The 13296-nt window shown below is 49.0% G+C and carries 10 protein-coding genes; 4 read left to right on the plus strand and 6 right to left on the minus strand.

Going from position 1 to position 13296, the window contains the following annotated elements:
- Nucleotides 1-65 precede the first annotated feature (65 nt).
- The 4 genes from AC0YNX_RS13395 (at nucleotide 66) to AC0YNX_RS13410 (ending at nucleotide 5517) form a co-directional block, all read left to right on the plus strand.
- On the plus strand, nucleotides 66-968 hold the full coding sequence (locus AC0YNX_RS13395; RefSeq protein WP_475816151.1) for an ABC transporter permease: 903 nt from the start codon (nucleotides 66-68) through the stop codon (nucleotides 966-968).
- Nucleotides 969-986: 18 nt separating this feature from the next.
- Complete coding sequence (locus AC0YNX_RS13400) at nucleotides 987-1871, plus strand: carbohydrate ABC transporter permease (protein ID WP_475816152.1); 885 nt, start codon at nucleotides 987-989, stop codon at nucleotides 1869-1871.
- Nucleotides 1872-2071: 200 nt separating this feature from the next.
- Nucleotides 2072-3853, plus strand: a complete 1782-nt coding sequence (locus AC0YNX_RS13405) for a sensor histidine kinase (protein WP_475816153.1) — start codon at nucleotides 2072-2074, stop codon at nucleotides 3851-3853.
- A 17-nt stretch (nucleotides 3854-3870) separates the two neighbouring features.
- Complete coding sequence (locus AC0YNX_RS13410; RefSeq protein ID WP_475816154.1) at nucleotides 3871-5517, plus strand: response regulator transcription factor; 1647 nt, start codon at nucleotides 3871-3873, stop codon at nucleotides 5515-5517.
- A 486-nt stretch (nucleotides 5518-6003) separates the two neighbouring features.
- On the opposite strand, the gene AC0YNX_RS13415 is transcribed toward AC0YNX_RS13410, so the two are convergent.
- The 6 genes from AC0YNX_RS13415 to AC0YNX_RS13440 form a co-directional block, all read right to left on the minus strand.
- Nucleotides 6004-6270: a DUF1048 domain-containing protein gene (locus AC0YNX_RS13415; protein ID WP_475816155.1), complete on the minus strand. Its 267-nt coding sequence runs from the start codon at nucleotides 6268-6270 to the stop codon at nucleotides 6004-6006.
- A 10-nt stretch (nucleotides 6271-6280) separates the two neighbouring features.
- The gene (locus AC0YNX_RS13420) at nucleotides 6281-6628 is read right to left on the minus strand and encodes a DUF1048 domain-containing protein (protein ID WP_475816156.1); all 348 of its coding nucleotides are present in this window, start codon (nucleotides 6626-6628) and stop codon (nucleotides 6281-6283) included.
- Nucleotides 6625-6933 carry a PadR family transcriptional regulator gene (locus AC0YNX_RS13425; RefSeq protein ID WP_475816251.1) on the minus strand — a complete coding sequence of 103 codons (309 nt, stop codon included), beginning with the start codon at nucleotides 6931-6933 and terminating at the stop codon, nucleotides 6625-6627. The genes AC0YNX_RS13420 and AC0YNX_RS13425 overlap by 4 nt, the downstream gene beginning before the upstream one ends.
- A 343-nt stretch (nucleotides 6934-7276) precedes the next feature.
- A complete protein-coding gene (locus tag AC0YNX_RS13430; protein ID WP_475816157.1) occupies nucleotides 7277-9409 on the minus strand; it encodes a hypothetical protein in 2133 nt (710 codons plus the stop codon).
- Nucleotides 9410-9425: 16 nt separating this feature from the next.
- Nucleotides 9426-10724: a glycoside hydrolase family 140 protein gene (locus AC0YNX_RS13435; RefSeq protein ID WP_475816158.1), complete on the minus strand. Its 1299-nt coding sequence runs from the start codon at nucleotides 10722-10724 to the stop codon at nucleotides 9426-9428.
- Nucleotides 10721-13168, minus strand: coding sequence for a glucosidase family protein (locus AC0YNX_RS13440; RefSeq protein WP_475816159.1), 2448 nt, complete (start codon nucleotides 13166-13168; stop codon nucleotides 10721-10723). The genes AC0YNX_RS13435 and AC0YNX_RS13440 overlap by 4 nt, the downstream gene beginning before the upstream one ends.
- Nucleotides 13169-13296 lie beyond the last annotated feature (128 nt).

Consider the following 13296-nt stretch of genomic DNA (forward strand, 5'->3'; position numbering starts at 1 on the left):
CTTTTGGGGCCAGCGCTTGCTGGCTCCCCTTCTTATACAGATCCAAGATTAGGAGTCGAAATCTGATGCGAGTCTTAAACAGTTTTAAACGAGATTACATGCTTCATCTCATGCTGCTTCCTGCACTACTGTTAGTTTTGGTCTACAGCTATTATCCCATGTTCGGCGTTATCATTGCTTTTGAGAAGTTTTCGGCATTTAAAGGATTTCTCCATTCCCCATGGGTCGGTTTCGATAATTTTCGTTATATCTTTGATACGCCAGACTTCCCTATCGCTCTGCGGAATACAGTCGTTATCGCGATTCTAAAAATCGTTGGAAACTTAATCGTTCCAATCGTCATAGCTCTATTATTGAACGAAGTACGTCAGGTCTTCATTAAACGCGGCGTACAAATCCTCGTGTATTTACCCCACTTTCTCTCTTGGGTCATTCTCGCAGGAATTTTAAAGGATATCCTCTCGCCCTCTGGCGGGATCGTGAACGAATTGATTACTTGGATGGGATTTAAACCAATCTTCTTTCTAGGGGATAACCACTGGTTTCGTTTCACTCTCATCACTAGCGACATCTGGAAGGAATTCGGATTCAATACCATTGTATATTCGGCCGCACTTACAAGTATTAATCCGTCGTTATATGAAGCTGCTACCGTGGACGGTGCTTCCCGCCTGAAACAAACCTGGTATATTACGCTTCCCGGCATCGTGCCCGTTATCATCTTGCTCGCGACCATCAGCCTCGGGAATGTGCTGAACGCAGGCTTCGATCAAGTATTCAACCTATACAGCCCTGTTACTTATTCGACAGGCGATATCTTGGATACCTTGCTTTATCGAATCGGGGTTGTCAGTGCTCAATATAGCGTCTCGACAGCTATTGGATTGTTTAAATCCGCCATTTCTTTTGTTCTTATTTGCGTCTCGTACGGATTAGCCTATCGGCTGGCCAATTATCGGATCTTCTAGAGAGGAACTAGCCGAACAATGATAAAACAATCGTTATCCCGACAAATTTTTATGGTGTGCAATTTCGTCTTTTTAATCGCACTTTCCCTATTGTGCGTGCTACCCATTCTGAACGTGCTCGCAGTCTCTTTCAGCTCTGCAGGTGCGGCAGCAGCAGGCGAAGTTAAATTCTGGCCGGTTGACTTCAATATCAAAGCCTATGAAGTGGTCATGAAGGAAGGCAAGTTTTTCAACGCTTTGGGCATATCCACCGAGCGCCTTATTCTAGGCACGGTCATCAATATGATCCTGTGTGTCATTACGGCCTATCCATTATCGAAGGAGAGCAGTCGGTTCCCGCTTCGAACTACCTACGCTTGGGTGTTTGTCTTTACGATCTTGTTTAGCGGCGGATTGATTCCATGGTACTTGGCAGTCAAACAAACGCATCTGCTAGATACCATCTGGGCGCTGCTTCTCCCTGGCGCTGTGAATGTATTTAACATCATTCTGATGTTGAATTTCTTCCGGGGCTTGCCCAAAGAGTTAGAGGAGTCCTCTTTAATGGATGGAGCCGGCCATCTGACAACGCTCTTCCGTATTTACATTCCGATTTCCTTGCCCTCATTAGCGACGGTCACCTTGTTTACGATGGTTGGGCACTGGAACTCCTGGTTCGATGGGCTCATGTTAATGAAAAATCCGGATCACTATCCGCTCGCCACCTACCTGCAGGCGAATGAGATTGATCTGAATACGCTAAGGCAGCTTAATCTCACGGATCCTTCTGCTGCGCAGATGGTATCCAACCGTACCGGACGCGCTGCGCAGATCTTTATGACGGCGCTCCCCATCCTGCTGGTTTATCCCTTCTTACAGAAATACTTTGTCACGGGACTGGTCTTGGGCAGTGTAAAGGAATAACTTGGCTAGCAGATTTTCACATGTGTCAATTGTCTATCAAACAACTATAATAGTTTCGGATGCACCAATGCATGCGATGAGTCCGATCAAGGGCAGAAGGATGGATTTTCCATGACTTCTGTCTTTTTCCCTTTATTTGCATGCATGACTGGCGCTATTACTGACACTACATGTGACTCATCTTAGAAGGAGCGCTTAACTTGCTGACATCGCTGAAGAGGCTTATCTATCGTCTGAATATGTTTTCTAAACTTCTCCTTTCCTTTATGATTGTCATTATTCCAATTGCAGTCCTCAGTCTGAAAATGAATCAGTCAGGCGAAAATATCGTCCACAACGAGCTTGTTCAGTCTAATGCTGCCAATGTGCATTTCTATCTCTCTTCTCTCGAAACCGAGATGAACCGAATCATTCGTGTCGAAAGAGAGTTCACGAGCAGAGATGACGATTTCAGAAAATTCGCTGTCATTCCAGAATCATTGGATGATTACGAACGTGCACAGACCATACTCAGAATTGAAAATAAACTATCGATTCTAAAAAGCTCAAGCCCCTATATAGAAACCGTTAAAATATACTTTCCCAAATTGGGACACAGCTTGCTATCTGGTAGCTTCGGAGAGCCGATACCTGCCGATGAACTAGAGGCGATTTCCAGTAATATGAAGCGCTCTGGCTCGCCATTTGTCTACTGGCACAATCGTTTGTTCCTTGGGATGGTGTATCCAGCTACCGGACCGACGATGTCATTCGCGATTGAAGTCGAACTCTCTCTTCCATTGCTAAGAGAAGCACTCGCCCAAATGTCCCAGCAAGCGTCCTCCAGCACCATATTAATTAATGATCGCGAAGGTTGGACAGTCAGTGACAAAAAGTTGAACCCGCTGATCGCCAATCAACTGCAATTAATCTCGAAAACTTCGATGGTTGGAAAGAACGTCGACCAGAGACAAGTCTCACTGAACAAGGAACAATACTTAATGTATTATGAGCATTCCGCTAATCTTGGGCTTACGCTCGTTCATTTTGTACCTGAGCAGCAGGCGATGGGTGTGCTGAAGCAGTACCGAACCTGGTATTGGACGCTCATCTTGTTCTGCATCATCGTCGTGATTATCTTTTCTTATTGGATGTACCTCTTGATTCAGAAACCGATGAAAGGTCTCATCAAAGGGTTGCGACAAGTAGGAAAAGGAAATCTCTCCATTCGTTTGGAACATCCCTATCAAGATGAATTCCAAGACATATACAACCAATTCAATACAATGGCTGACCGCATTCAAACTTTAATAGATGAAGTGCTCGAACAGACCAAGCGCTCTCAGCATGCTGAACTGAAACAGCTACAATCGCAAATCAACCCACACTTCTTGTACAACAGCATGTTCATTCTGCAGACGATGATTAGACAAGAAAATTTGAGCCATGCAGAACAATTGATCAAACACATAGGGAATTATTTCCGTTCGATTACACGCAACGGTGAGGACGAAATTACGCTTGAGAATGAAATTCTTCATGTTCAAGCTTATGTGAACATACAATCTGTCCGGTTTCCCACTATGGAAATCAATTGGGGCGACTTCCCTTCTGCTGTATTGCATATGAAAGTGCCCCGTTTAATCCTGCAGCCCATTGTCGAAAATGCGTTTGTACATGGGATCGAACATATTGAAGGACCTGGCAGATTGAGCATTGAAGCCACGCAAGGCGATGGTTTCTTGGCTATCCGTATCGAAGATAATGGCGACAAAATAGACGATTCAATGATTCAGAAGTTAACCGAACGATTGTTATCGGATGCGAAGTCAAAGGAAACGACAGGCGTTATTAACGTTCATCGGAGGTTGCAGCTAAAATACGGGAACTCGTACGGGCTCGGGCTTAGCCGCGGGAAGTTCGGTGGGATGCAAGTAACGATTACTCTTCCTTTCATCGAGGAAACTGGAATGATAGAAACTCTCCCTGACAAAAGCAATTAAGCAAATGGAGGACTTGCATGTACACTTTACTAATCGTCGATAACGAGACTCTTATCGTTGATGGACTGGTTGCCCACTTCACTGATCTTCAGGAAAGTTTGAATGTAGATGTCTATGGAGCTTATTCTGGGAAAGAAGCCATTCAGCTTCTGGAGAAAACCAAAATCGATATCGTGCTGTCAGATATACAAATGCCGGGCATGAGTGGATTAGAGTTACAGGAGGTAACGACACGTCGTTGGCCAAGGTGTAAGTTCATCTTTCTTTCCGGTCATGACGATTTCTCCTATGTGCAGCAAGCCGTTCGTGGCGGTGCCAGCAATTATATTCTCAAAACAGAAGGTTACGATGTTATCACTCAAGCCGTGTATCGCGTAGCGGAAGAACTTAGAGAAACTGTTCAACACGATCGGCTCTTAACAAATGCGAAGAATCAGTTGCAGCAATCGTTGCAAGTCATGCAAAAAGAAGCGATGGAAGAGCTGCTGCTCGGAGAACCACTCGCGTTAACGAACCTACAGAGCAACTTCGAACAATTGGACATTAAACTGAGTTCCTATGCCCCTCTCCTCCTCGTTGTTGGCCGGATTGATGAATGGAGGGGAATTACAGCTCCTTCTGAGCGAGCATTGATTAAATTTGCGATACAAAATATTGCAGAAGAGTTCCTGTCGCCGTTCCTGCATGTCCATTCATTCGCGTACGAGCCCTCACGATTGATTTGGTTGCTGCAAGTCAAGGAGGATGCCAATTTGAACGAAGTGGACTGCCGAGCGCATGCACTGCGATTCGTTCATCAGACACTTGGTGATATCCAACTGACCTGTAAAGAACTATTGAAAGTGACGCTGTCTTTTGCCGCAGCTGGTTCGTTCGTAAACTGGGAGAGCCTATCGGAGCAGTTCGAATCTTTGAAATCGGCCTTCCAATTTGGATTAGGCATACAAAAAGAAACCATCTTCCTGGATAACCCTAACTCGGACATAACGCCTGATGAACCCGTACAGAAACAGATCATGTTGACGGTAAACAACCACATTCGCAAACTACAGAAACTGCTGGAGAATGGTGAAGGCGAAGACTTTATTCTGCATTTGACGGAGCTATTGAATGAAGCGGATGAAATACTCCCTGTTCAAGAGGCAATCCGACTCGAAATCGCGTTATCCCTTTCAGGTATGCTAATGTCGGCTATTAACAGCTGGGGGCTGCAGAAGGAGATTAGTCAGACGATCGATCTTAGGAAGCTGATCCAATTGGACGTTCACGCCTGGAAAGCTTGCTCGGCATTCTATGGTCAACTTGCTAAAGCGATATTTGAAAGTAAATCAAACCAGAAGAATAATCAGGAACAAAACATCGTTTCGCAGATCCAATCTTACATCGATGAGCATCTGACCAATAATCTCTCGCTAACCAAGATCGGTGAAGCTTTCGGCCATAATCCGTATTATCTATCACGTTTATATAAGCAGATTACCACAGTCGGATTAGCTGAATATATCTCTGAAGTCCGGCTAATGAGAGCTAAACAACTGCTCAAAGAAAGTGATCGCAAGGTGAACGATATTGCCAAAGATATCGGCTTCATCTCGGAAGCCTACTTCTACCGATTTTTTAAGAAATCGATTGGTATTACCCCACAGGAATATCGCGACTCGTAAGGAGATTGTGGAACGTTCATTGCGCCACAACAAAGGCTGCCATTAGGCAGCCTTTTGGCTGTCGAGAAAGTCTCGACAGTCTGAGAGTGTTGAATCTGTTCTCTCAGACACAGATTATCGGTTAGTTTGTTCATCTTCGGCGCTGAGAGCACGTATGTGTTCTCTCAGTTTCTTTATTCCGAGGTTTGCGAAGCGGATCGCCCGCTGGTGCTAAGTGATCATACTCGATCTCACCGCATCTTTTTTTAACCTACTGCTCGCGCTCGCTCCTCCGCTGAGAGAGGCATTTCCCTCTCTCAGCACCTGTTTTCGCTATTTTCGCTCTCCGAGAGCGGGTATTTCCTCTCTCGGCACAAAAAATCAGAGCGCGGAGCGGTTTTCTCCTGCTGAGAAAGGCTTTTTCCTCTCTCAGCACCTGTTTTCGCTATTTTCGCTCTTCGAGAGCGGGTATTTCCTCTCTCGGCGCTGAAAATCAGAGCGCGGAGACTACGCTTTCATCAGATCATCGCAGAATGCCGCTACGTCACTGCCTGTAACTTCAAGCACTTCTTTCCCTGAGGCTGCGCCTTCTTGGAATAGATCAACAATTCCCGAGAGCAAATCTATCCCGGAGGCTTGCTCAACAATGCTTACCTTAAAAAGGTATTTCTGAACCTCTTTATAAACGATCTGATAATCCTTCGGGAGCGCTTTGACGCGCGCCACGTGCGCTCGCCATTCTTTTTTGCCTTCGATGATATCTCGTATGCTCATGGTTAGCCTCCTATTTGCCTAGTTTTTTGGCGATATTATGGTTGAGCTGCTCCCGCCACTTATCTCGATAGGACTTAGCTCCTTTTTCGCCGGCCAGCGCAGAACAGAAGCCTTGGATATCATCTCCCAGAGCTTCTTTGACACTCTGACCATCCGCCGCCGTTTCTTCGAGCAGGCCAAGCACATCGTCAAGAATGGGCATGAGGTTGCGACCGCTGAAATTCGAGTGCGGCCAAAGATGAGCGTAAATTTGTCCCCATGCGGCTTGATAATCAGCCGGCAGCTTCTTGATTCGTGATTCAAATTTCTTAAAATCTTTCCTCATGTCATTTCCAGTCATTTTGTCCCACAAGTTCATCGTTTCCTCTCCTTTAACTCGCTCATCTTTGATGATACGAACTCCCATTTCTCCCAGAACCTCTGCAGCTCTTCGCGCCCTGCGTCATTTATTGAGAAAAATTTTCGCGGCGGTCCGATATCGGATGGCTTCTTGGTAATCTCCACCAGTTTATTTCGTTCAAGCCGGATTAGAATCGTATACACCGTTCCCTCCACAACATCCGTGAAGCCGAGGTCATTCAGACGCCGGGTAATTTCGTATCCGTAGGTTTCTTTGCGGCTTATAATTTCAAGGACACTGCCTTCAAGCACGCCTTTGAGCATTTCCGTTAAATTTTCCAATATAATCACCCCATGCTATTCTGTATGACAGGTATGCAGTACTACTTATTACCACTATAAAGTATCACTCAGTAGCGTAGATGTCAATAAACGCATTGAAGCCGCCGAACAGGTCCTCCTATAGACTAAAGATAAAAAAGAGCAGATTCGCTGTTTAGCAACCTGCTCTTAAAGTTTACGCTTATTGCTCCATAGGTCACGTACAATCGGATTTCGCCGGCTGCTCGATTTTTGCTTGATGTGGGATTAATAGGCATAAGCCGCCTCTGAAGGTTGACCGAGTGGTCATGCTAAACGTTTCTTTTCAGAAGCTTCGTCCTCGCTGTTATTCGCCGCTACCGATTACCCCGTACTCCACACTTCTTCCGTTTACTTCAATCAAGCACCCGGCTTCGCTAATCGCATCGACGACGCAGCCATCTTGCAGCCGAAGACCGAGCAATACGCCATTCGTAACCGTGATCGCATTGCCTCTGAAGGTGAAGCTGCAATTGATCTGCGCATCCCATCTGCCTGTAAGCGTCAAGACGGAAGTATCTCTATCATTGAATACTTTGCTGATCACATTGTCAGGCAAATCCAGCTCGTGGGCAGCCTCCAAACTAGCGAGCAGCTGGTCTGAATGGGCAGTAAGCGGCATTTCAAAAGCGTAATAGTCGACATTACCTTTGCTGACACCAAGCGTATCGCCTTCATGCACAAGCCGTACTTCACCGTCCAGCACGTGAAGCGGATACGCGTTCATTTCGATTTTGGATTTCGCGAACCACAAATCCCACTCGACGTATTCGTACTCGCCGTTATAGACGGCACCCGAGCAAGCATCCCCAGCACTTGCGCCGGTCAACAGTTCGAATTCCGCTCGTATATCGCGTCCATCTGTCGTACACTGCGCCGGAGGTCCGATGAAGATCAGTCTTTTTCCGGTCGCCGCATAGGCAGTGATGGATTGCCATGCGGACTCCGGCAGCATGGTCGGCCACAGCACAATCAATGCTTCGTAACGGTCCAACTCCGACTCGTTAGTCGGAATGACGTCGATCTCCAGGTGCTGCTGCATCATTTTATCGAGAAGGGCTTTCATGCTTAATCGATGATAGTGCATATACTCGTTGTTGAAGAACGCGACAGACTCCCACACATACATCATTGCGAGCTTCGGCTTGTTTACAGCCCTGCCTATGAACTGCTGGATGGTTTTCTGCCGCGTTAGGCATTGCCTCGTATCTTCCCATGTCACATGATCGGGATAGCCCGGCCCGAAAGGTCCCACATACCCATAGGCGTGACCGACCCACCTGACGTTGCGTACGGCCAACAGCCGCTGGTAATAGTCCAACTTCTCCTTTGTCGTGTTTCGATCCCAGCACATGTTGTAGGCATTTCCGCTTTCGGAATATTTGGCAAGCGATTCGGCGAGCATCGTTAATGACACCATCGTGCGCTCCGCATCGAACTGCGCGTCCACGAAGCCGCCGCTTAAATTGTCCGTTAGCCTGAAGTAGTCAATGTTACCCGCCCATAAATCACCCGAGTTGCCTTCTCCCCACCATGTGCTGTGAAAGCCGCCGAACAATTCTGACCCGGTTCCATTCCTCTCGATATATCGGTCTTTCACATACTTTTGCAGGTTATAAGTAAGATCGATCGTAAGCTGGTAGTAGTCGTATCTCGCTTTGCCCGCGCTAGCCGCTGTAGTTTCATTCTTCATCAAGTAAAGATTATCGGCAAAGTCATAGCCATATTTATCCCGAAACATCTGCAAGAAATGTCCGCCGACGAAATAAACGTCCTCGCTCGACCTGCTGCCCGCACCGAATTCGTCTATCGCGTATCCGTCCAGAGGCAAGCCCTCATATTGCTCCAAGAAAGAGTCGACTGAGCGATGCATGCCATCGAACGCAAAATCCATATAATCGGTTTCATACTGCACATAAACGAGAATTTCGCCTTCCACCTCGCAGGTGCCTGACAGCGTTGTTTCAATGTTCATGTCGATAGCAAATGTGATGCGGTCCGTGATGTCGATGGCTTGCGCTATGCGAGCGCCATCCCTCACGATATGGAAGGCTTTCGCGATTCCGCGGACTCTCGGCGAGGTACTTACAAATCCAACATTATGCACTTGTTTGACCGCGATCGAGTACCGGTTATTCGCCACGGTGGCCGCATGCTCAACCGCCCAAGCTTGGCGTGCTTCCGGATAATCCTTCACAATATTGGGCCCGAGCATCGGCATGATCATCAGAAACTTTATGCCGAGCCTCCGTGCTTCCTCCGAGACGATCTTCATCGCTTCTTTCCCCTGCGGATCGTATTCATCGTATATATTATTGCGAAACTCGATGCATACCGTATCGAAGCCTTTCGCGTGAATATCGGACACCGCTTCACGAAGGCGAGCGTGATCGATAGTGATGCTTGTGTCGAGCAACAGCATAATCGGTGCTGAGAACATGTTTCTTGCTCCTTCCTTATTGAATAATGAGCAGCGCATCCTGTCCGAATGGGGACTCTGCCGCGAATCGTTCCCCGCTGATCGTACCTGCTTCAAGCCGTGACCCATCTGCTGGATTCCACCAAAACGCGGTCATAACTGCTTCACTTCGAGCACTGACATTCAATTCAATCTCGCCCTTCTCCGGTAAGTAGACGAGCATAAGACTGCCATCCGGCGTTTGGGCGACGGACACCATGCAGGATAAGCTGCTGCTGAGCAGCTGCTCCGGTGCCGGCTCAAGGTTATACCAAGGAAGCTCCATCAGCAGCTGCTTCATGCGCACCGCGTCGTAAGCTCCCGGCAGTTCAAGCGCATTCCGCCAGGAGAAGCGCGACGGCTCTGCATGAAGAGGCGCTTCTCCTGCTCGTGCCCAGTTCCAAATCCAATAAGCACCGTACGTTACGCCTGTCAGCGAGCCGTCCAGCACGCTCCGCCAGCAAGCGCGTCTCACACCGTACCGATCAAACCGCCGTTCTCTGCCGCTCTCGGGATGATGCTCGTAACAAGGCTCCGCGTTAAGCACCGGCTTAGGCGGCTTCTTATCCCACTCTTCACGAATTATCGCCAAGCTTCTCTCCTGATTGATGCTGTGGCCGCTCTGAACCATATTGAAATCGAGCCAATTCGCCTCATGGTAGGTATCGCCGGACTTGTGAACCGGATGCGTCGTCATCAGTCGGCCGTACCGATCTGCTGCTTTCATGGCCATGGCGACCTCGTGATAGAACGCCTTGACGCCTTCGCCCCTGAATTCGTCATCGCCGCTTATGACCCAAACGACGTTCGACTCTTCCAGCTTCTCCACCAAATACGTGCCGTATCGGACCGCTTGCTGCGCGGTCATTCCCGGATGGACGGGGATGACATCAAGGCGGGAATTCGGCACATGCTCGAACCAAAGCACAATCAGGGCGACAATCATGCCCTTGCCGTTGGCGTAAGCAATCATCTGCTTGAGATGGTCAAAATAATCTTCATGAATGACATCATAATTCCATTCGAATATACGTCCGTCCGCACTTCTCGTATCTTTGAGCTCGAAGGGTAGCCGTCCCTCCAGAAAAATCGGCTGAAATGCATCGTGCTGTGGCAATGCGTTCAATTGAATCGCATTGAAGCCCTGTGCAGCTCTCGTATCCACATACTCCGCCCATTCCGACCAGGTAGCGCGACCTGAACACGCCCAAGCCGTATCCCCGAGCCAGAAGACCGGTTCACCTTCTCCGTTTACGAAGCTTCTCTTATTGGGACTAATGGTCAAACCCGGTTTCATTGAATCGCAATCTCCTCTCCGCATCCCGCGCTCAAGACCAACTCCACCGTCGCCCTCCCATTGGCAGCATCATACTGAACGTCAACGCTTCGCCCGCCGATGGTTACGACGGGATGATGCTTCGCGATCAGCTTCAGCCTGCTCGTGCCCGAGCCTTGCACCGTAGCCCGAATGACTCCATCCGAATAGCGGTACGACGACAGCTCAATGCCGAAGCCTTTCTCGATGACGACCGGATACGGATTCTCCATCGTCCGCCAAACGGTTACGGCAACGGATGGATTGTCGCCTGCCACGTCAACCGGCAGCTTATTCGTCGCTTCCAGCCGTCTTCCGTTTACTTCTATCGCGTGAACATAAGGACCGGAGCCCTTCATCTCGATATTGAATAGGCGATTCAGGGCATGCAACCCCTCCAGGCTCATCTCTTCCCCGGCATAAGGATGGAACGTCAAGCCGCCCGCTTCCATCGAGACGCCGACTACGCCGTGGATTGCAGCCTGATACCAGCCGCGCATCGAATAGGCATGCCAGCTTCCCTGCTCCGTATTCCAGCGGTCCAAGTCCGGTTCAGCCGTATCGATGTAGCAGGAAATCCCCTCCGGACAGGTAAGCTTCCCGGTCCAATAGCTAATCCATCCGATCCACTGCTCAATAAGGTCGGCACGATTGCCGCCGTTGATTAGCTGCATATAATACTCGCCCGTGACCGGCCACCAGCAATGAAGTTGGTTCGCATCCTGATCGAACGCATCCGACCAGACCGGAATCTCCCGCAAGCCGGCACGACAGACGATGTTGTTCTCGAAGAATTGCAGCGCTTCCGCTTGAACCGGCTCCATCAGATCACTGAGATAATGGCTTTCCCATTTGATCGAGTTAGAGTTGTACGAATTCCGCTTCTGCAGCGTCTTGGAGTCAATGGAGCTGACAACGAACTGCTTCTCCTGATCGAAGAACAAGGGCAAGAAGTTTCTCTCGATGCTGGCGAAGACCTTTCCCGCTCTCTCCTTCATCTCCAGATCGCCCACGAGCTCCGCCAAGTATTCCATCGAGCGCGCAGCACAGTAGAAGATCGTATTGTTCAAGCTGCTAATGTCGCTCGTTCCGGTCTCGTGCATGAAGGCCGGGAAATCCGGGAATAGCGAAGCCCCTTCGCAGAAGCCTGTACCTTGCACCTCGCGCGTCAGGATCAAGTTAAAGATTCTCTTCGCAAAAGGGTACCTCTCCAGCACTTCCTGCTTGTTCCCCGTCGAAGCAAGATACTGCTGAAGCAGCGAAATATACATGCTCTGCGCAGGCAGCGCGCTGACGCTATTAAGCGACATGTCGTGCCGATAGCTGTGCGCGATCCCGAATTCCGCGTCCGCGGTTTCCTCGTAGAAACGCAGCATGTCACCGATGAACGCCTGATCCCCCCAATACAGGGAAGCGTAATTGCTCGTTATACCATCCCAGCCCCACACCCAGTACTGTTTGTTCTTCGCTTTAATGGCGCCCGGAACATCCGTTACTTTGCAGGATTCATGATACATCGGAATAAGGCTCATGAAATCATTAAGCGCCGGATACGGGCTGCGCAAGACCGGCACGGTCTTCCGGATGCGCTCGTATCTCGCAAACTGTTTGGCGACGGCATCATCTATGCTGTCCGACAAGGTTTCCAGCTTCGCATCCAGAACCGCCTCATCCGGATGGAAAGATATGATGAAGCTGTACGTCCGGTTCGGCTCCAGCCTCTCGCTGCTGCTCAAGATAAACTTGGCGTTAAGCGGTCTTCTAACATAGGTCATTGCAAAATTCGCAGCAATCCCGATATGGAGCGGAACAGGCTCTTCGCTCTCCTTCTTGCTTACGTCCGGGTTGTTGATGTTAATGTCGCCCTCTTGGTGCGCAGACGCAGATGGTTCCAGGTCTCGCGTCTCCATGAAGGAGCCTCGAAGCTGGCTACGCTTCTCATCAAAGCCCCATTCTGCCCACTTGCGGTCCATACCGCCGGCGCTGAAGCGGAAATCCTGTGCATCCGCCGGAATCAAGCCGAAATCCTTGTAGAACTCCAGCTTATAATGGAACGATGCTGGCAGCTCGGCAGGCGTAATCAGCTGAAGCACGATTGATTCATCAACAGCAAGTAACCTGTGCCGAAGCGTCACTCCGTTCACGATACACGCCGAGTCTATGCCGAACGGCCACAGCTGCGAGTTTGTATAGTCCAGTTTCAACGTTATGCCGTCCTGCTCGGCGAAGTGGCGAAATCCGTCCCACAGCCGCTGCAGAAATACGGTATTGCAGCCCCGCACCGCAAGCGGATTATGGTAATTAACCTGGGTAATCGCACTCTCGTTGATTTCAAAATTCAGCCTGCTGTCAGAAAACCATCTTGGCACTTCCGGAACGCCCTTGCCGCATTCTACTACGCCTCTGTTCACCTGGTACGTCATCATGAATTCCTCTCCCTCGCACGCGTTCTAAACAAACACAATACCCCATTCACTTGCTTTTCTTCATTCTATTGGAAGCGCTACCTTCGGTAATAGTGAATATTCGGAAGATTTATGCCACTATGTGAAGA

It is taken from the genome of Paenibacillus sp. J31R98 (assembly GCF_056269245.1).

Excerpts from the sequence above, each read along its gene's own strand:
- AC0YNX_RS13395 (WP_475816151.1), top strand. The coding sequence starts at position 66 with ATGCGAGTCTTAAACAGTTTTAAACGAGATTACATGCTTCATCTCATG.
- AC0YNX_RS13400 (WP_475816152.1), top strand. The coding sequence starts at position 987 with ATGATAAAACAATCGTTATCCCGACAAATTTTTATGGTGTGCAATTTC.
- AC0YNX_RS13410 (WP_475816154.1), top strand. The coding sequence starts at position 3,871 with ATGTACACTTTACTAATCGTCGATAACGAGACTCTTATCGTTGATGGA.
- AC0YNX_RS13415 (WP_475816155.1), bottom strand. The coding sequence starts at position 6,270 with ATGAGCATACGAGATATCATCGAAGGCAAAAAAGAATGGCGAGCGCAC.
- AC0YNX_RS13420 (WP_475816156.1), bottom strand. The coding sequence starts at position 6,628 with ATGAACTTGTGGGACAAAATGACTGGAAATGACATGAGGAAAGATTTT.
- AC0YNX_RS13425 (WP_475816251.1), bottom strand. The coding sequence starts at position 6,933 with ATGCTCAAAGGCGTGCTTGAAGGCAGTGTCCTTGAAATTATAAGCCGC.
- AC0YNX_RS13430 (WP_475816157.1), bottom strand. The coding sequence starts at position 9,409 with ATGTTCTCAGCACCGATTATGCTGTTGCTCGACACAAGCATCACTATC.
- AC0YNX_RS13435 (WP_475816158.1), bottom strand. The coding sequence starts at position 10,724 with ATGAAACCGGGTTTGACCATTAGTCCCAATAAGAGAAGCTTCGTAAAC.
- AC0YNX_RS13440 (WP_475816159.1), bottom strand. The coding sequence starts at position 13,168 with ATGATGACGTACCAGGTGAACAGAGGCGTAGTAGAATGCGGCAAGGGC.